General features: G+C 56.2%; 14 protein-coding genes. 9 read left to right on the forward strand and 5 right to left on the reverse strand.

Features of this window, described 5'->3' with window-relative positions; all coding sequences use genetic code 11:
• Positions 1 to 32 precede the first annotated feature (32 nt).
• Positions 33 to 542, reverse strand: coding sequence for a hypothetical protein (locus tag KI379_RS06925; RefSeq protein ID WP_076168458.1), 510 nt, complete (start codon positions 540 to 542; stop codon positions 33 to 35).
• A gap of 244 nt (positions 543 to 786) precedes the next feature.
• Here KI379_RS06925 and KI379_RS06930 point away from each other — a divergent pair, with 244 nt between their 5' ends.
• Complete coding sequence (locus KI379_RS06930; RefSeq protein ID WP_076168456.1) at positions 787 to 1,842, forward strand: aromatic acid exporter family protein; 1,056 nt, start codon at positions 787 to 789, stop codon at positions 1,840 to 1,842.
• A 60-nt stretch (positions 1,843 to 1,902) separates the two neighbouring features.
• On the opposite strand, the gene KI379_RS06935 is transcribed toward KI379_RS06930, so the two are convergent.
• The 3 genes from KI379_RS06935 to KI379_RS06945 are packed head-to-tail and all read right to left on the reverse strand — an operon-like array spanning position 1,903 to position 4,663.
• Positions 1,903 to 3,012 (reverse strand): sensor histidine kinase, encoded by a 1,110-nt coding sequence (locus KI379_RS06935; protein ID WP_076168453.1) that lies wholly within the window; start codon positions 3,010 to 3,012, stop codon positions 1,903 to 1,905.
• On the reverse strand, positions 3,005 to 3,694 hold the full coding sequence (locus KI379_RS06940) for a response regulator transcription factor (protein ID WP_076168451.1): 690 nt from the start codon (positions 3,692 to 3,694) through the stop codon (positions 3,005 to 3,007). Before KI379_RS06940 ends, KI379_RS06935 begins: the two co-directional genes overlap by 8 nt.
• 24 nt (positions 3,695 to 3,718) lie before the next feature.
• Positions 3,719 to 4,663, reverse strand: coding sequence for a D-alanyl-D-alanine carboxypeptidase family protein (locus KI379_RS06945; RefSeq protein WP_076168448.1), 945 nt, complete (start codon positions 4,661 to 4,663; stop codon positions 3,719 to 3,721).
• 208 nt (positions 4,664 to 4,871) lie between these two features.
• Here KI379_RS06945 and KI379_RS06950 point away from each other — a divergent pair, with 208 nt between their 5' ends.
• The gene (locus KI379_RS06950) at positions 4,872 to 6,692 is read left to right on the forward strand and encodes an adenine deaminase (protein WP_212983159.1); all 1,821 of its coding nucleotides are present in this window, start codon (positions 4,872 to 4,874) and stop codon (positions 6,690 to 6,692) included.
• A 366-nt stretch (positions 6,693 to 7,058) separates the two neighbouring features.
• A complete protein-coding gene (helD, locus tag KI379_RS06955; RefSeq protein WP_212983160.1) occupies positions 7,059 to 9,410 on the forward strand; it encodes an RNA polymerase recycling motor HelD in 2,352 nt (783 codons plus the stop codon).
• Between the two features lie 40 nt (positions 9,411 to 9,450).
• Here the strand turns inward: helD and KI379_RS06960 are convergent, their stop codons facing one another.
• Positions 9,451 to 10,365, reverse strand: coding sequence for an AraC family transcriptional regulator (locus tag KI379_RS06960; RefSeq protein WP_212983161.1), 915 nt, complete (start codon positions 10,363 to 10,365; stop codon positions 9,451 to 9,453).
• A 119-nt stretch (positions 10,366 to 10,484) separates the two neighbouring features.
• Between KI379_RS06960 and yicI the strand changes: the two genes are divergently transcribed.
• The 6 genes from yicI to KI379_RS06990 all read left to right on the forward strand — a co-directional run bounded on the left by yicI (position 10,485) and on the right by KI379_RS06990 (position 19,718).
• Positions 10,485 to 12,806, forward strand: a complete 2,322-nt coding sequence (gene yicI / locus KI379_RS06965; RefSeq protein WP_212983162.1) for an alpha-xylosidase — start codon at positions 10,485 to 10,487, stop codon at positions 12,804 to 12,806.
• Positions 12,807 to 13,008: 202 nt separating this feature from the next.
• Positions 13,009 to 14,292, forward strand: a complete 1,284-nt coding sequence (locus KI379_RS06970; protein ID WP_212983163.1) for an MFS transporter — start codon at positions 13,009 to 13,011, stop codon at positions 14,290 to 14,292.
• Positions 14,293 to 14,504: 212 nt separating this feature from the next.
• Positions 14,505 to 16,574: a bifunctional aldolase/short-chain dehydrogenase gene (locus KI379_RS06975; RefSeq protein WP_212983164.1), complete on the forward strand. Its 2,070-nt coding sequence runs from the start codon at positions 14,505 to 14,507 to the stop codon at positions 16,572 to 16,574.
• Between the two features lie 183 nt (positions 16,575 to 16,757).
• Positions 16,758 to 17,507, forward strand: a complete 750-nt coding sequence (locus KI379_RS06980) for a (Fe-S)-binding protein (protein WP_076168430.1) — start codon at positions 16,758 to 16,760, stop codon at positions 17,505 to 17,507.
• The gene (locus KI379_RS06985; RefSeq protein ID WP_212983165.1) at positions 17,485 to 18,990 is read left to right on the forward strand and encodes a LutB/LldF family L-lactate oxidation iron-sulfur protein; all 1,506 of its coding nucleotides are present in this window, start codon (positions 17,485 to 17,487) and stop codon (positions 18,988 to 18,990) included. The genes KI379_RS06980 and KI379_RS06985 overlap by 23 nt, the downstream gene beginning before the upstream one ends.
• The gene (locus tag KI379_RS06990; protein ID WP_212983166.1) at positions 18,987 to 19,718 is read left to right on the forward strand and encodes a LutC/YkgG family protein; all 732 of its coding nucleotides are present in this window, start codon (positions 18,987 to 18,989) and stop codon (positions 19,716 to 19,718) included. The genes KI379_RS06985 and KI379_RS06990 overlap by 4 nt, the downstream gene beginning before the upstream one ends.
• The last annotated feature ends 101 nt before the right edge of the window (positions 19,719 to 19,819 follow it).

The following is a 19,819-nucleotide window of genomic DNA, read 5'->3' on the forward strand; positions in this document are numbered from 1 at the left end:
TGTTAGGATTTTATTGTGCGGATATCCTTGCGTTAGATGTGCGAATAGGAACCCGGCTGAGTGCGGTCCGAGTGCGGGCGGTACGTCCGTTCGGTAAACCGCTTCAAGGAAGCGGGCAGCTTCTGCTTGAGCTGATCGGCACGCTCCTGGGTCATTTTGCCGGCTTTGACGGCGGCATCGATTTTGGAGCTTTGGACGGCTGTCATCCTCTTGACGAGCTCGTCGCCGCTCCAGCCTTTTTTCTCCTTGGCGATCTGCTGCAGCGTTTTGCCCTGCTTCCATTCCTTGCTGAGATCCTGGACGCTCATGCCGAGCAGATCCGCAGCGTCTTTAAGCAGAATGTACTTGCGGCCGTGATGTCCATGGCGGATGTGATGGCCGTTCTCCTTCCGGTCCTGATCCGGCGTAGCTATATGGGCAGATGGGGAGTCGTCCGTTTGGGGAGTAACCGGCGCCGGGTCGGCGAAAGCGATGCCGTGGGATCCGGCGAACACGATGCAGGCCAGCGTACCGGCCAGCAGCGCATTTTTGATTGGATTCATGTCAGTTCACCTCTTGGTTGAATTGGGTCATGCTTATTTTTTCTGTCCTATTATGCGCCTGATTTGGAAAAACATACATGTATATTCAAAGATGCAGGCCCTCGGCCCTGGCTGTAATATTTGGTTTGGTATCACAAAGGGCTTCACCGGGTAATTAATTCGGGAAGACGATACAATATGTACTATATAGAAAAAAGAAAACGTTAGTTCAATCTATACAACGATGGAATTAGGAGGGGTGAGCGTGACTTTTGGCGCGAGGATGTTAAAGACGGGAATCGCGGTTACCCTCGCTTTATATATCAGCATCTGGCTTAACTTGTCTTCGCCGGTGATGGCGGCTGTGGCGGCCATCTTTGCCATGCAGCCGTCGATTTATCGCTCATGGCGGTACTTTCTGGACCAGCTCCAGACCAATACACTGGGAGCCGTACTGGCACTGCTGGCAGGCCAGGTGTTCTCGAACGAGCCGATTGCGGTCGGCCTGGTGTGCATCCTGGTCATCATGATATGCCTTAAGCTGAAGATGGGCGATACGATCGGCCTGACGCTGGTTACGGTCATTGCCGTGATGGAGGCCTCCGGGCAATGGCAGTTTGCGCTGACCCGGTTTTCACTCAGCTTGATCGGCATCGTTTCGGCCTTTTTGATTAATATTTTACTGTTTCCGCCGAAGCCCAAGCAGCAGTTTATCGGGCAGATCCAAAATACGTTCGACCGGATGTCGCTGCTTATGCGGACGGCCATTTCGGACGAAATCAAGGAAAATGTGTTCCGTGACAAAAAGCGTGAGCTGGAGGATGCCATCAAATCGCTGTCGAGCAAATATCAGCTGTTTGAAGAGGAGCAGAAGAAGATGAAGCGGGCCTCCTTCAGCCAGACCCGGCTGCTGGTCGTCTATAAGCAGATGCTGAATGCTCTGCGGAAAGGGCGCGAAGTGCTGGACGCGGTGGAGGAGCATTATTTCCAGTCGGACCGGGAAGCCGGCACCGACCGGATCTTTGACGAACAGCTGGAGCGGCTGATCAAGTTTCACGAGCACATCCTGCTCAAATTCGAGGAGAAGCTCAAGCCGAACTGCCTGGAGGCTTCACAGCTGGACCAGGAAAACACCGCGTTTATCCAGGGCGTGCTGAGCCTGGCTATCGAGGAGCCCGAAGGCAGGCTGCGCTTATCCATCGTGGGGGCCACGATGTACGATTACGGGTATCAGCTGGAGCGGCTTAACCGATTGGTCGAGCATTATCACAAAACCGATGACGATGAATCCGGATTTTGGGCATCGTGGATTAAAAAATAAAGAAATGCATAAACCCCGGTCATCTGCGGCAGAGAAGCAGTTGACCGGGGTTTTCAGTTGCTAAGCCTTCAGATCGATCAGCGGCAGCTTCACGATAAACGCCGTTTCCGCCGTGTTGCTCGAAGCATAAATCTGTCCGTCATGAAGCTCGATGATGCTCTTGACGATGGCCAGCCCCAAACCGGCGCCGCCGGTGTCCAGGGAACGCGATTTCTCGACGCGGTAGAAGCGTTCGAAAATATAAGGGAGGTCCATCGGCGGGATCGGCGGTCCGTAGTTGATGACCCGGACCTCGGCCTCCTGCTCCGACTTCTTGGCCTCGAGCCGGATCTGCTTCCCGTCATTACCATAGCGCATCGCATTGGTAATGAGGTTCTCAAACGCCTGCATGATCTTGTCGCCATCGGCCTGGATCATCAGCTTCTCCTGCGGCGGCGAGAAGACGATCTCCATGTCCTGGTTGCGCAGTTGGAGCGAAAATTCCGCGGTCAGCTGACCGATCAGCTGCACGAGATCGATAGGGGTGCGGTGCAGCGGAATTTGGCCGAAGCCCATCCGGGTATAGTCAAACAGATCGTTCACGAGCCGATTCATCCGTTTGGATTTTTCATAGGCGATATTGACATAGTACCGCAGCTCCACCTCGTCCTTGTATTTGTCTTCCTCGATCAGCCGGAGATAGCCGATGATCGACGTCAGGGGCGTGCGGAGATCGTGGGAAACGTTGGTGATCAGATCGTTTTTGGCCTGGGTCGCCAGACGCTCCTCCTCCCTGGAGGCTTCCAGCTGGGAGACCAGCGCGTTGATCTGCCCGGCGAGCAGCCCGAGCTCATCCTTGGAGCGAACCGGAATCTGGACATCCGTATTGCCGGAAGACATGCGCTGAACTCCGCGGATGATATTGGTCAAATTCCGGGTCGTGCCCCAGCTTAGAATCATGCAGTAAAAAATGAACAGCATAATGACGACGACGGCCTGCCACACGGAAAACCCAAAAATCCGGTTAACCCGGATGATCGCTTCCACAAAGGGATACAGCGCTTTGAAATGATTGTCGTACACCGCCTGCAGAATCGGCTTGACGATCACCAGCGTAGCGAACGTCAGGGCGACGCTGAGGAAAAATAACGTGACGATTTTCCACTGCAGCTTGTTAAATATGCTACGCATCGATTTTATAACCAACTCCCCACATGGTTTGGATCAGCTTGTAGCCCAGTTCTTTCTCCAGCTTGTCCCGGAGGTTGCTGATGTGAACCATGACCGTATTGTTGGAGACGTAATACTTTTCCTTCCAGACCCGCTGGAAAATTTCCTCGGCGCTGAACACTCTTCCCGGATGGGAGGCGAGCAGGTGGAGAATATCGAATTCACGGCCGGTGAGCTGTACGTCGGTCCCGCGGGCGGTCACCTTATGGGAAGTCCGGTTGATCTCCACATCGTGAATCCGAAGGGTGGAATCCGTCTGTTCTTTCGGTTCATTATATTGAAAAGAACGCCGGAGGAGCGTTTTGACCCTCACGGTCAGTTCCAGCGGATTAAACGGCTTGATCATATAATCGTCGGCACCCGTCATCAGGCCGAGAATTTTGTCCATATCCTCGGTCTTGGCGCTGAGCATCAGAATCGGAATGGTCGACTCGTTCTCCCGAACCTGGCGGCACACCTCAAGGCCGTTCAGTTTGGGCATCATCACGTCCAGCACGATGAGGTCGACCGGATGCTCGTTCAGCAGCTGGAGCGCCTCCTCGCCATGATAGGCGCAGATGACGTGAAAACCTTCATTTTGCAAATAAATCGAAATCAGATTGGCGATTTCCTTGTCGTCGTCGACGACCATAATGTTGCGCATGCATAAACCTCCATCAGTGCTTGTCTATAAGTTCGAGACGGAGCGGACCGTTCGGGTCAGCCAGCTGCGGGCAGGATTGTCCGCATGCTCAAAGGCGTAATCGAACATGGCCGCGGCGTCCTGGAACCGGGTCTCGGTGTCGGGCGCTCCCATAACAACGGCAATGACCCGCTTGCCGTCCTTTTCGGTCGTTCCGGTAAAGCAGTACCCGGCCCGCTCCGTATACCCGGTTTTGAAGCCGTCGTTGCCGGGATAGGCGTAAGGCTCGCCGGGGAGCATCGCGTTGGTCGTATGCAGCGTAATTCGCTTCTCGGGGATGCTGACATCGGCCTTCTGCGTAATATTTAAAATTTCGGGGTAGGAATCAATGAGGCACTTTGCCAGTTTGGCCACATCCTGCGCGCTCAGCATCGTCTCTCCCCGCGAAGACGCCGACTTGAACTGCCGCAGATCGCTTGAGGTCAGTCCAGTCGCATTGGCGAAAACGGCTTGGGGGGACAGGCCGATGTCCTTGGCCCTGGCGTTCATCCGTTTGACGAATTCTTTCTCGCTGCCGCCGATATGTTCGGAAATGGCCACCGCCGCATCGTTGGCGGAGTGCACGACCATCGCTTCAAACAGCTGGCGCAGCGTCAGCGTCTCGCCTTCGCGGAGTCCGATCTCGGAACCCGTCACGTTCGCGGCATACCGGCTGGCGGTGACGGGCTCATCCCAGGAGCTTCGCCCCTGATGAATGCTGTCCAGCACGAGCAGCTCCGTCATCATTTTGGACATGCTGGCCGGGGGGAGTGATTGAGACCCGTTATGCTCATAATATACCTTTCCGCTCTCCGCATCCATAAGAACGGCTGCCTGCGCCTTGATCGTAATCATAGGAAACCGGATCAGGCTGACGGCCGCGGCCACCGTCAAGCTCGACAGCAGCGCCAGCGCAATCAGTTTTCTTTTTTGCTTTTGCTTTGATTTCATGGCACCATACCTCGTTTATCCGTTTTGAATACCTTTCATTCTTTTACCAGTCTAACCATCAAACTTTAATTGCCCTACAAGAAAATCTTAAGAAATGTAAAGTTTTCGTCCCTGTTCGGATATATAATATGACTAACCTAATGCCGTCCGGCAGCATGGATAAAGTTACAGACATCAATCGAGAGATAGAGAGACTGGAGGGTTTACAATGCACAACAACACTTGGAAAAGACTCCCGATGGCCGACTGTGTCCGGGATTTGGTCGCCACCGCCCGCGGGGACCGCAAAGCAAGCCTCGTCATCCTGAACGTGAGACTGGTCAACGTCTTGTCAGGCGAAATCGTGCCGGAGATGTCCATTGCGGTACAGGGGCCGCGGATCGCTTATGTCGGCAAGGACGTGAGCCATACCATCGGCGAAGGGACCGTTGTCATTGATGCCGGAGGCAAATATGCAGCGCCCGGACTGCTGGACGGACATTGTCATATTGAGAGCACGCAGCTTACGGCAACCGAATTCGCCAGAGCGGTGCTTCCGCTGGGCACGACCGGCGGGTTTTTCGATGCGCATGAAATTTCGAACGTCCTCGGACTGCCGGGCCTTCGCTTCATGCTGGAGGAAGCCAGAACGACACCTCTGGCCGCCTATATGCAGGTCGCATCCTGCGTGCCGTCGACCCACCCCGGGCTGGAAACCACCGGGGCTTACATCGGTCCTGAAGAAGTGGCGGAAGCGCTCAGCTGGGGGCCGGATATGATCGGATTGGGCGAAGTGATGAACTTTCCCGGCGTCGTATACGGCGACGACAAAATGATCGGGGAGATCGAGGCGACGCTGCGGGCCGGGAAATACGCGGACGGCCATTTTACATGGAGTTCCGGGGATTGGAGGCTTCCGGTGTATGCAGCAAGCGGCATTGATGGAGACCATGAATGCGTGAGCGCGGAGGATGTCATCGAGCGCGTCCGGCTCGGCATGTACGCCAAGATGCGGCAGGGCTCGGCCTGGCATGACGTTGCGGCCACCATCAAGGCGCATACCGAAGGCGGCCTGGATACCCGGCGCATGATTCTGGTCACGGACGACCGTAGCTCTGAGTCGCTGATGAACGAAGGGCATATGAATTTTGTCGTCCGCCACGCCATTGCGCAGGGCGTCAAGCCGGTAACGGCCTTCCAGATGGCCACGATCAATACGGCAGAACGGTTCGGAGTGGCCAGGGATATCGGAGCGATCGCTCCCGGGCTCTGCGCGGATATCATTTTGCTGGACGGGAATTTGGCCGACGTGAACGTCACGATGACGATCGCGGCCGGACAGGTTGTGGCGGAGGAAGGCCGCATGACCGCCGAGTGGGAGCCATATGCCATACCGCCAGAGGCGTACGGCACCGTCAAATTGGGGCATCCGATTGAAGAACGGGATTTGGTCATCGCCGCGCCGCAGACGGACGGAACGGTTGAGGTCCGGGCGATTGGGGTCGTGGAGAATCATGTGGAGACGAAGGAAACGTGGGTGAACGTGCCGGTGGATAATTCGGCGCTTCGCGTTACGCCGGAGAGCGGCCTCTGCAAAATGGCGGTATTTGAACGCCACGGTCAAGGCGGAGGCCATGCGCTCGGCATCGTGGCGGGGATCGGCTTTGAAGAACCGGCAGCTATCGCAATGACCGTGGCCCATGACAGCCATAACGTAACGGTCATCGGCAATGATGACCGGCTGATGGCGCAGGCGGGAAACCGCGTGGCCGAGATGCAGGGCGGCGTCGTGATGCTCACGCGCACGGGCCGGACGGAGTTCCCGCTGCCGGTCGGCGGCCTGATGTCCGATCAGCCGTTTGAAACGGTCGCGAGCCAGTCCGAAGCGATCAGCCAGGCGCTGATTCAGTCCGGCTGCCTGCTGAACAACGCGTTCATGACGCTGTCGCTTCTGGCGCTGGTCGTCATTCCGGAGCTGCGGCTGTCGGATAAAGGGCTGGTCCGAATTTCGGCGGATGGCATTGAGATCGTGCCGCTGTTCCGGAGCTAAGCAAGGAATTTGAAGAGGGCGGACAACATCCGAACCGGCGGGCGCCATATATGCCCCGCCGGTCTTTTTTGGTGAGGCAAAGATTGGGTAAAGTAAAAGGAAACGGACGGGCCGTCCGCGAATTATAATAAGATACAGGTTGAGTCACGAAGAAAATCGGGGCGATGCCACAGCCCTCCTGGAAGGACGAGGTACGCCAAAAAGGGGAGCCTTCGGCTCCCCTTATCCTGCATTGATTTACAATTTAAAAGTTGGTAATATAGAACTTGTGACTCTAAAACGAAACAAATAAAAATAATAATCCTATACGGATTTTATCACATTGGGATGGGTTTGTCAAACATTAAAAAGGGGATGGATATCGGCATGGATTTAAACGATCAGGACTGGCAGCAGGAGCAGGACCGGGTTACTCAGGTCACCGGCAAAATTGCCCGCCGCAAAAAAGCGCTTGAAGCGGAGGTCGGAACGGTCCGGGAAGATGTCGTGGAGCTGAGAAAGGATTTCTGGGATGAGGTCCGCGTCAACTTCAGCAGCGCCGACGACCTCGGAGAGACCTCGACCAGCTTGCGGCAGCAGTCCCAGGTGCTGTCGGAGCGCGAGCGCAGCCATCTGCAGGCTTTTGAATCCTTGAAGAAGCTGCGGCTGCTGGAGAAATCGCCGTATTTCGGCCGGATTGATTTTACGGAAAAGGGACAGAAGCAGACGGAACAGATTTACCTTGGCATCGCTTCGTTCCTGGATGATGACCAGGAGACCTTCCTCGTGTACGACTGGCGGGCTCCCGTCTCCAGCCTGTACTACGACGGCGCACCCGGGCAGGCTTCCTACCTGACACCTGGCGGCGAAATTGAAGGGACGATGGAACTGAAGCGTCAGTTCGTCATTAAGGACGGCCGGATCGACGTCATGTTCGACACCGGCGTCACAATCGGCGACGAGCTGCTGCAGCAGGTGCTCAGCCACAGCTCCGACAGCCAGATGAAAAGCATCGTGGCGACGATTCAGAAGGAGCAGAACGCCGTGATCCGCAACGACAAGAGCCGGATGCTGGTCGTGCAGGGGGCGGCCGGGAGCGGCAAGACGTCTGCAGCTCTGCAGCGCGTCGCCTATCTGCTCTATAAATACAGGGAAATTCTGAAGGCCGACCAGGTGCTTCTGTTTTCCCCCAACCCGCTGTTTAACAGCTATGTCTCCACCGTCCTGCCGGAGCTGGGCGAGGAGAACATGATGCAGACGACGTTCCAGGCGTACCTGGAACACCGGCTCAGCAAGGAATTCGACCTGGAAGACGTGTTTTCGCAAATGGAGTCGATTCTGAATGCGGAGGAAGGGGAGTGGCTGGAGAATAAAAAGGCGTCGATCGCCTTCAAGGCCTCGCCGGCGTTCCTGAATATCATCCGCAGCTACAAGGATTATCTGGAGCATGACGGCATGATCTTTAAGCCGATCCGCTTCAAGGGGCATCTTATCGTTTCGGCTGAAGCGATGAAAGAGAAATTTTACAGCTATGACCCTGCGGTCCGCCTGGCCAACCGGATCGAGCTGATGCGGGAGTGGCTGCAGAAGGAGCTTGCCGCTTTTGCAAAGCAGGAGCGGAAGGCGGCTTGGGTCGATGACCAGATTGAGCTGCTCAGCGCGGAGGAATACCAAAAGGCGTACACCCATGTCCGCAGAAAGCTTGCGTCCAAGAAAGACACCTTCGACGATCACGAGCGCGAACGGAATTTGCTGGCCAAAATGATCGTCAACGAGTGGCTGAAGCCGGTCCGCAAATGGATCAAGCGCAAGCGGTTCGTCGACGTCAAGGCGCTGTACCGAGAGCTGTTCGTCAATGAGGAGCTGTTTGCCCGGGTCAGCGGTACAGGCGATTTGCCGGAGCGGTATCATGAGATCGGCGCCCAGACGGTTCAGGATCTCATGGAGGGAAGGCTGTCCTACGAGGATGCGACGCCATATCTGTACATGCAGGAGCTGATGAAAGGCTTTCAGGTTAACAGCATGATCCGGCACGTGTTCATCGACGAAGTTCAGGATTATTCACCGTTCCAGCTGGAATACCTCAAGCGGCTGTTCCCGCGGGCGCGCATGACGGCGCTGGGCGACCTGAACCAGGGAATCTACCCGCACACCGGGGTTCTCGGCGGCAGTCTAGCCTCTCTGCAGGAGCTGTACGGCCCGGAAGAGACGGAGGTCATTTCGCTGACCCGCAGCTACCGTTCGACGTATGAGATCGTGGATTTTACCCGGAGCATGATGCCGGGCGGGGAAGCGATCGTGCCGTTTAACCGGAACGGGGAGAAGCCACTCGTACGGATTCAGCAGGACCGGGAAGAGCTTCATGACCGGATCGTCACGGACATTATGGAGCTGAACGCCAAAGGCTATGAGCACACGGCCATCATCTGCAAAACGGCGGAGGAGTCCGAGTCGGTCTACGAAGCGCTGAAGAACCGCCTGCCGCTGAAAAAGATCACGAAAACGACCCCTTCCTTCGCGAACGGGACGCTGGTCATTCCATCCTACTTGGCAAAAGGGGTCGAGTTTGATGCGGTCATCATCTATGACGCGTCGGAAGGCGAATACAGCCGGGAGTCCGAACGGAAGCTGTTCTATACGGCCTGTACCCGGGCGATGCACCAGCTCCATGTATACAGCCTGGGCGAGCCCAGCCGCTTCATCACGGATGTGGCGGAAGATAAATACGTTTTGGCCTAGAGTCAGGCGTGGACCGGTAGTCCCGGCAAATCCGGCGGGTTCACACGGGTTCCGTCAGCACGTAAGCCTGTTCCTCGAACGGCTTGCGGTATTTGGACGGGGTACAGCCTTTATGATGCTTGAAGACGGTAATGAAGTAGCTGAGGTTGTCAAAGCCGACATCCATGGCGACCTCGACGATTTTTTTGTCGGTGTTCTCCAGCAGCTTACATGCCTTGAGCACCCGGTAATGGTTGACGTATTCCACCGGGCTCTTCTGGGTCATCTGTTTGAAAAAACGGCAGAAATGCCCTTCGCTCATGTTGATCTGTCCCGCCAGCTCTTTGAGCTTAAGCGGCTCGGCGTAATGATCATGTATATAATGAAGCGCGGTCTTCAGCCGCTCCACCTTGTCATGGCTTCCGGTGGGGCGGCTTTTGCCGTTTTCTCCCAGCGGCGCCTGGGCCGACAGCAGGGCGAAGATCCGGAGCAGATGCGCTTTCGTCGACAGCTCGTAAGCCGGCACTTTGGCTTCGTTTTCGCAGATAATCCGGTGCAGCGCTTCCAAAATATCCTTTTCCCATCCCGAGTTTCCGGTGATGTGCTGACGCGGCATCAAGCTTTTTTTCATCAAGGGATCGATATATTTCTCCTGAATGATGTCAAAGTCCCGGCTGCTGAGCAGATCGGCGCTGAACACGACCGCTGAAAAGATGCACGGTTCTTCCGAGGCCAGCATCCCGGAGTGAATTTCCCCGCTGTTGACGAATAATGCTTCGCCTTCCCTGACCTCCACATACGTCATATCGAGCTGAAAGACGGCGCTGCCTTGATGCAGAACGATAAACTCCATTTCATCATGCCAGTGGCAGTCCAGAATGCTCTGCCCGTTGAGCTGCTCGACTCTAGGGTAGATGCTGACGGGATACAGAGGATGTCCGTGCACGCGGTTCTCCCTGAGCGTTTCTCGATTCATAGGATGTCACTTCCATTCCTAGCGAATATCAATATATTAATATATTTGGTCAAAATAACGTAAGAAATCTCTTCATTAGATCAATATTATTATAGTATAAACTCTAGGAGGGACGAAACATGAAATTCACGGACGGTTACTGGTTGATCCGGGAAGGCTACAACGTACAAAACCCTGCGGATATCCGCGATATTACCCATACAAGCGACTCCATGACGGTTTTCGCGGCGACAAAAATCATTGCGACCAAGGGCGACACGCTGAACGGTACGCTACTCAAGGCCGACTTCAGCTCCCCGATGCCGGATGTGATCCGCGTCAAGCTGTTTCATCATAAAGGGAAAATAAACAAAGGACCTGCGTTCGAATTGTTCCCAAGCGATACCGACGTGCAAATTTCGGTGGACGAAGAGACTGCGGTGCTGACCAGCGGCCAGCTCAGCGTGCAGGTCAACCGCAAGCAGGGCTGGAACATCGATTTCAACTATGCGGGCAAGCGGATTACCGGCAGCGGCTGGAGAGCGCCTGCGTATATCCAGGATCCGGATAAAAAAGCATACTACCGCGAGCAGCTTGACCTGGGCGTCGGTGAGTACATTTACGGCCTTGGCGAACGCTTCACCCCGTTTGTAAAGAACGGCCAAGTGGTGGAAATCTGGAACGAGGACGGCGGCACGAGCAGCGAGCAGTCGTACAAAAACATTCCGTTTTATTTGTCCAACAAGGGCTACGGCGTGTTCGTCAACCATCCGGAAAAGGTATCTTATGAGATTGCTTCTGAAAACGTATCCAGAGTGCAGTTCAGCGTCGAAGGCGAATATCTGGAATACTTCATCATCGGCGGCGCCACGCCGAAGGACGTGCTGGACAACTATACGAAGCTGACGGGTAAGCCTGCGCTTCCGCCGGCCTGGACGTTCGGTTTGTGGCTGACGACATCCTTTACGACGGATTACGACGAAGCGACCGTCAACCACTTCGTGGACGGCATGGCCGAGCGCGATCTGCCGCTCTCCGTCTTCCACTTCGACTGCTTCTGGATGAAGGAATACCAGTGGTGCGATTTTGAGTGGGACAAGGATATGTTCCCGGATCCGGAAGGCATGCTGAGACGGCTGAAAGACAAGGGGCTCAAAATCTGCGCCTGGATCAACCCATATATCGCGGAAAAATCGTACCTGTTCGATGAAGGCATGGAGAACGGGTACCTGGTGAAAACGCCGGACGGTTCTGTATGGCAGTGGGATTTGTGGCAGGCCGGCATGGGTCTGGTGGACTTCACGAATCCCGATGCGGTGAAATGGTACAAGAGCAAGCTCGAAGTGCTGATCGACCAGGGCGTCGACTGCTTCAAAACCGACTTCGGCGAAAGAATTCCGACCAACGTCGTTTATTTCGACGGATCCGATCCGGTGAAAATGCACAATTACTATACCTTCCTGTACAACAAGGCGGTATTTGAAGTGCTGGAAGACAAGCTGGGTAAAGGGGAAGCCGCTTTGTTCGCCCGTTCGGCCACGGTTGGCGGCCAGCAGTTCCCGGTTCACTGGGGCGGCGACTGCTCCGCAACGTACGAATCGATGGCGGAGACGGTCCGCGGCGGCCTGTCGCTCGGCCTGTCCGGCTTCGGCTTCTGGAGCCATGACATCAGCGGCTTCGAAAATACGGCTCCGCCGGATATCTACAAGCGCTGGGTGCAGTTCGGCCTGCTCTCGTCCCACAGCCGCCTGCACGGCAGCACATCGTACCGGGTGCCTTGGCTGTTTGACGAAGAGGCGGTCGACGTGGTGCGCAAGTTCACGAAGCTAAAATGCAGCATCATGCCTTACCTCTACAACTCGGCGGTGGAATCCACGGAACGCGGCCTGCCGATGATGAGAGCCATGGTGCTGGAGTATCCGCAGGATCCGACCTGCTTCACACTGGATACGCAGTACATGCTGGGCGATTCGATTCTGGTGGCGCCGATCTTCAATAAAGAAGGCGACGTCCAATATTACCTGCCGGAAGGCAAGTGGACGAACTACCTGACAGGCGAGGTGCTGGAAGGTAACCGGTGGTACAGCGAGAACCACGGATACATGACCCTGCCGATGATGATTAAGCCGAACACCCTCCTTGCGGTGGGTAAAGAAGACAGCAGACCGGACTACGATTATGCCGACGGCGTCTCGCTGCATCTGTACGAGCTCGGCGATGGCGCTTCGGCGCAGGCCGACATCGTGAATACGCTGGCCGAACAAGAGCTCAGCGTAACCGCATCCCGCAGCGGCAATGTCATCGAAGTGAAGGCCTCCGGGGCCGGCAAGCCTTGGACGCTCGTGCTCCGCGGTATCGGCGAAGTGGCTTCCGTAGATCAGGGCACGGCGGCAAGCGGCGAACACGGTGCAGTCATTACACCTGCGGCCGGCGCTTCTTCCGTCACAATCACATTAAAGTAACGGGCTGCTGAGGCAGCTTAGTGATAGAACCGGACCGCAGATGGCTGCGGTCCGGTTTTTAGAGATCAGAGCATTAGCTGTGTTTTAAGCCGAATCGAGGGGTTGTAATTACCAAGCCTGAACTGGGAGCGCATGCATATCCATGACTGAAAAGAACCACAATAAAACATGATTTATCATCGAACGTAAAGGTGGTTTTGTCATGGAAGACAAAAAATGGGATCTGGTGGCCCTTGCCTCGATACCGCTCATTATGACGCTTGGCAACTCCATGTTAATTCCCATTTTGCCCGAGATATCGAAAAAACTGCACGTCAGCGCCTTTCAAGTCAGTATGCTGATCACGGTGTTTGGCGTTGTGGCGATCGTGCTGATTCCGATTGCGGGATATTTATCGGACCGGTTCGGGCGCAAAACCGTCATTATCCCCAGCTTGATTATTGCCGCGGCGGGAGGAGCGATATCGGGGGCAGCCGCCTGGTGGACGGACGGAGCCACCGCTTACTGGATTATTCTTGCAGGCAGATTCCTGCAGGGGATTGGTGCAGCGGGGGCTTTCCCGATCGTGCTTCCGCTTGTAGGCGATATGTTTGATGATGAAGACGATGTCAGCAAAAGCTTGGGAATCATCGAAACTTCGAATACGTTCGGCAAAGTGGTCAGTCCGATTCTCGGATCCGCACTGGCTCTGCTGGTTTGGTTTTTGCCTTTTCTCGCGATCCCCGTTCTCTGCATCATTTCGCTGATCATGGTCGCTTTTTTAGTGAAAACGCCTAAGAAGAAAAACGAAAACAAAACGTCAATCAAGGAATTTCTGTCTGATTCGAAGGACATTTTGCGTGAAAAAGGGCGCTGGCTGTACGCCATTTTCGCCATTGGCGGGATCAGCATGTTTATTACGTTCGGCGTGCTGTTTTTTTTATCGGAAACGCTGGAAACCAAGTACGGCATGCACGGAATCGTTAAAGGCCTCGTGCTGGCGATACCGCTCGCAGTGTTATGTCTGTGCTCGTTTATCGCCGGGAAAGTCATCGGCAAAAACAAAAAGCGTATGAAATGGACCGGCTTTGCAGGTATGGTGCTGCTGACGGCCGGACTCGTTATTGCCGGTTTCAGCAGCCAGATTACGTTTCTCCTGATCTTTTTCTCGGTCTGCGGAGCGGGCATCGGCACCACCCTTCCCTGCATGGACGCACTGATCACTGAAGGGATTGAGGAAAAGCAGCGCGGAACGATCACTTCTCTATACAGCAGCATGAGGTATATCGGGGTATCTCTCGGCCCTCCGGTAGTATCCCTGCTCATGAAGAGTACCCACTGGATCCTGTTTGGTACGATGGCTGTCGTAGCGGCGATTGGCGTTCTGCTGACCCTGCTTGCCGTGAAGCCGAAGGAAAACAGCAGCAAGCCGGAGGATTCGGGCCGCAGCTCCCGAAGCAAGGGGCGGCGCGGAATCGGGTTGAGCAGACGGGTTGGTGCCCGCTGAGGGAGATCTTGGAATAACAAATGAATATGGATGATGCTTGGCCCAATGAACGCGGCAGATTCGGAAAATGTTTGTATTTTTCGGATCTGCTGCGTTTTTATTTGTTTTTTGAAGAAAAAGGGGTATAAAAACAAAACAAGGTCTGCTATAATCAAACCAATACAAATACAAACAAACAAAAACAAAAGAACTTATTGGAGGTTATCCTTATCATGGTACAAAATCGATGGAATTCCGATGAAGCTTCCCGGCAGAAAGCCGGCGTCGACCAGCTGGTGTACCGGTCCAACCTGATCGGCAGTGACCGCAGTGTCTGCAACTGGGGCGGTGGCAACACGTCGCTAAAGACGGTGGAGCAGGACTTTCGCGGCCGTGATGTAGAGGTCATGTGGGTAAAAGGGAGCGGTTCGGACCTGGCGACGATGAGAGCGCAGCATTTTACCGGCCTGCGGCTTGAGGATATTCGTCCGCTGATGGAGCGTGATGAAATGTCGGATGAGGAGATGGTGGCTTACCTGTCCCACTGCATGATCGACAGCAAGCATCCGAGAGCGTCGATCGAGACGCTGCTGCATGCATTTCTTCCGTATCCGCACGTCGACCATACCCACCCGGATGCGATTATCAGCTTGTGCTGCGCGGATAACGGCAAAGAAATCGCCCAAGAAATCTACGGCGATACGTTCGTATGGGTGCCGTATATCCGTCCCGGGTTTACGCTGTCCAAAATGATCGCCGAAGGCGTCCGGAACAATCCGAATGCCCAGCTGGTGCTGATGGAGAAGCACGGTCTGGTGACATGGGGCCAGACGTCCGAGGAATCCTACAACCAGACGATCGCCATGATCCAAAAAGCGGAAGCGTATATTGCCGCAAAAGTACAGGAAGAGAAGGTGTTTGGCGGGCAAAAGACGGCGGCGCTGGCGCCTGTGAAGCGCAAAGCCCTTCTGGCCGAAGTGCTGCCTGTGATCCGCGGCGCGGTCAGCGACAGCAAAAAAATGATCGTCACCTACGACGATGCCGAAGACGTGCTGCAATTCGTCAACAGCCGTGATGCGAAGGAGCTCTCCCAGGTGGGAGCGGCTTGCCCGGATCACCTGGTGCATACGAAGCGGGTTCCGCTGTATATCGACTGGGATCCGGCTAACGGCGATGCCGATTCCCTCAAAGCGGCTGTGCGTCAAGGCGTCGAAGCCTATAAGGAAGAGTACAAGGCCTATTTTGAACGGAACAAAAATGAGGGCGATGTTATGTCCGAGGCAGCTCCGCGCGTCATCCTCATTCCGGGGATCGGCATGGTCAACACCGGCAAGAGCCTGGATATGGCGGGGGTCAGCGGCGCTCTGTACCACCGGGCGATCGCGGTGATGAAAGGTTCTACAGCCTTGGGACAATTCGTATCCTTAAGCGAGAACGAATCCTACAACGTGGAATATTGGCCGCTTGAGCTTTACAAGCTGTCCCTGGCTCCGGCGGAAGCGGAGTTCTCCCGCAAGGTCGCCTTTATTACCGGCGGCGCAGGCGGCATCGGCAGCGAAACGGCACGCCGCTTTGTGTCGGAGGGAGCTCATGTCGTCCTGGCCGACCTGAACCTGGAAGGCGCCGAAAAAGTGGCCTCCGAGATCAATGCCAAATACGGCGAAGGCCGGGCCAAGGCTGTCAAGATGGACGTAACCCAGGAGGACATGGTAAGGGACGCATTGGCCGAAACGGCTTTGACCTACGGCGGCGTGGACATCATCGTCAACAATGCCGGGCTTGCCACTTCGAGTCCGTTTGACGAAACTTCCCTGAAGGAATGGAATCTGAACATGAACGTCCTCGGCACGGGCTACTTCCTGGTAGCCAGAGAAGCGTTCAAGCAGATGAAGGAGCAGGGGATCGGCGGCAGCATGGTGTTTGTCGGCTCGAAAAATTCGGTGTATGCCGGCAAGAATGTGACGGCCTACAGCTCCGTCAAGGCGCTGGAAGCCCACTTGGCCCGCTGCATCGCGGCTGAGGGTGGAGAGTACGGCATCCGTGTCAACACGATTTTACCGGATGCGATCCTGCAGGGATCGGCCATCTGGAACTCCAACTGGCGGAACGAGCGGGCTGCGTCCTACGGCATCGAACCGGATCAGCTGGAAGAGCATTACCGCAAGAGAACGACGCTGCTGGTCAACATTTATCCGAAGGACGTGGCCGAAGGGATTGCCTACTTCGCTTCCTCCAAGTCGGAGAAGACGACCGGCTGCATGCTGACGATCGACGGCGGCGTACCGGCGGCATTTACCCGGTAGGCAGTCGGTCTTACAGGGGAATCTGGCGGAGATTGCACGTCTGATAGAAGGGAGCAGGTACCAGCTGAACAGGCATGTTTGGCGGGAGCCGCTCCCTCTCTTGCCATAACACACGGCAGACACCGGCTCGCTGCCGGCGCTCTGCCAGACTTTGAAGGTTAACCGCAAAGGAGGTATTACACCGTGAAGGTTTCGCTATTCATTACCTGCATCAGCGACGCGCTGTTTCCGCCCATCGGCGAAGCGATGGCCCGCCTGCTGGCGCGGTACGGCGTCCGGCTCGATTTTCCGCAGGTGCAGACCTGCTGCGGCCAGCCGGCCTTTAACAGCGGCTATTGGGATGAAGCCAGAGCTTCGGCGCGGACGATTCTGGAAGCGTTTGACGACAGCGATTTTGTGATCGCCCCTTCGGGCTCCTGCACCGGTATGATCCATCATTATTACCCCAAGCTGTTTGAACATGAGCCTCAGCTTCAGGAAAAAGCGCTGGCGCTGAAGGAGAAGACGTACGAGTTCACCCAATTTCTCGTCCAGGTGCTGGGCGTGACGGATGTGGGGGCTGTTTTTCCCCATAGAGTCACTTATCACCCGTCCTGCCACGGCTCCCGGCTGCTCGGCATCAAAGACGAACCGATGCAGCTGATGGCCAGCGTCCAGGGCATGGAGCTGATTCCGCTCCCTTATGCGGAAGACTGCTGCGGCTTCGGCGGAACGTTCGCCATCAAGATGAGCGACATCTCGGGCGCGATGGTCGAAGAGAAAACCCAGCACGTGCTGGAGACGGAGGCCGAGGTGCTGGTCGGGCTGGACATGGGCTGCCTGCTGAACATCGGCGGCAATCTGCATTATCAGGGCAAGCCGGTCCGGGTCATGCATCTGGCGGAACTGCTGTATGAGGGAGTGAAGCACCGTGAGCAAACCGCAGGGGTCTAGCGTAAAGGAGCGGGCGGAGACCGCACTAAAGGACGAATTTCTCGTTAACGCCGTCAAGTTTACGACCGAAAAGCTGAAAAACGGCAAGAAGGCGGCGACGGCGGAACACGGCAACTGGGAGGAATGGAGGGAGCGGGGGCGGCAGATCCGGGCCCATACGATCGCTCACCTCGACTACTATTTGAACGAGTTTGTGAATAATGCCAGGGAGCAGGGCGTGCATGTGCATTTTGCTCCCGAGGCGAAGGACGCCGCCCGAATCGCGGTGGAGATTGCCAAGCACAAGCAGGCCAAGTCAGTGGTCAAGTCCAAATCGATGGTTTCCGAGGAAGTTCATATCAACGAAGCGTTTGAGGACATCGGCATCGAATCGATTGAAAGCGACCTGGGCGAGTACATCATCCAGCTGGCGAATGAACCGCCTTCCCATATCATTATCCCGGCCATACACAAAAACCGGTATCAAATCGCCGACCTGCTGTCGAAGGAAGCGGGAGAGACGCTGGCACCGGACACGAAAATTTTGGCGGGATTTGCGCGGCGGAAGCTCCGCGACAAGTTTCTGGAAGCTGATATCGGGCTAACCGGGGCCAACTTCGGCATTGCCGAGAGCGGATCGATCGTCATTTTTGAAAACGAGGGCAACGCCCGCATGGTGAGCACGGTGCCGAAAACGCAAATTACGCTGATGGGGATGGAGCGGCTTATTCCGACCTGGGATGACCTCGAAGTGATGGCGACGCTTCTGCCGCGCTCGGCGACCGGACAGAAGCTGACCGTATACATGTCGGGCATCACGGGGCCGCGCCGGACAGCGGATGGAGACGGCCCGGAGGAGATGCATATCATCATCGTGGACAACGGCCGCTCACTGCAGCTTGGGGATCCGGATTTCCAGGAGCTCTTGAACTGCATCCGGTGCGGGGCATGCCTGAACGCCTGCCCGGTGTACCGCCATATCGGGGGGCATTCGTACCCCGGAACGTACAGCGGGCCGATCGGTGCGGTACTGACGCCGGCGCTGAACAAGAATACCGAGGAGTGGCAGGACATCGCTAACGCCTCCAGTCTATGCGGCGCCTGCTATGAAGCCTGTCCGGTCAAAATTCCGCTGCACGACATGCTTGTCTATTTGCGCAACCGGAAGGTCGAGAGGGGTTATACCGCAGCCGGCGAAAAGCTGGCGATGAAAGGCTTCAAGATGCTGATGAAAAGCTCGGGCCGCTTTAAGCAGGCGGTGAAGCTCGGGCAGACGGGCCAAAAGCTGCTGGTCCGGGACGGATATATCCGTTCTCAATTCGGCCCGCTCAAGGGCTGGACGGCGTACCGGCACATTCCGGCACTGCCTAGCAAATCGTTCCGGGAACGCTGGCCGCAGCTGGACGCCGAGGTCGGGGCCAGCCTCCCGCCGATGCCGGAAGCGATGAAGTCCCGCATGGAGAGCATCGTCGCCGGCCGGAAGGAAAGGGGGATGAAACGATGAGCACATCCGATCCGGCATTTTTGGAGAAAATGGAGCGGGAGTCCCGGGAGCAGCAGAAGCGGTTCATCGGCCATATCGCCAGCCGTCTCGGTCGTGGGGGCGCTTCTGAATCCCGCAAGCCGGAGCATCCGTATCGGGGCGCACCGGATTTTTGGAACCGCTACGAGCTGACACATGAAGAGCGGATCGAGCGCTTTATGGGGAACTGGCGTGCCGCCGGCGGTCATACCGAGCGGGTGGCCGGCTGGGAGGAGCTGTCCGGCGTCGTGACCCGCATCCTGCAGGAGCACGGGGCACAGTCAACGATCCGCCAGGACCTTCCGGAGCTGGCCGGACTCCGGCTGGAACAGCATTTGCCGGAGCTTGCGCACCGGGTGTGGAACGGGCAGGATCCGGACGCCTCCCTGGCCTCTGCGGCCTATACGGATGCCGGGATCGCGCTTGTTGATGACGCGGTGGCGTATACCGGCTCACTCGTGGTCACATCTTCGGCGGAGAAGGGACGGTCGGTGTCCCTCCTGCCTAATTTGCTGATCGCCATCGTCCCGGCGGAGCGCATGAAGACGCGGCTCGGCGAGGTTATGGGCCGCCTGTCCCGCAGCGCCGGGGAGGGGCTGCCGGCAGGGGTGCACTTTATCTCGGGGCCGAGCCGCTCCTCGGACATCGAGAACGACCTGACCATCGGCGTTCACGGGCCGGGGATCGCCTACGCTTTGATTGTCGGATAATCCGATTCGGGAATGTCCCCGCTCATAAGGGCATGGGGATGACACGTTGTCCGGGAACGGGCAAATCTATATAATGGGTGTACGATAGAACGAAAGAGGGA

The sequence above is a fragment of the Paenibacillus cineris genome (assembly GCF_018333335.1).
In the GTDB taxonomy this organism is placed as follows: domain Bacteria; phylum Bacillota; class Bacilli; order Paenibacillales; family Paenibacillaceae; genus Paenibacillus_AQ; species Paenibacillus_AQ favisporus.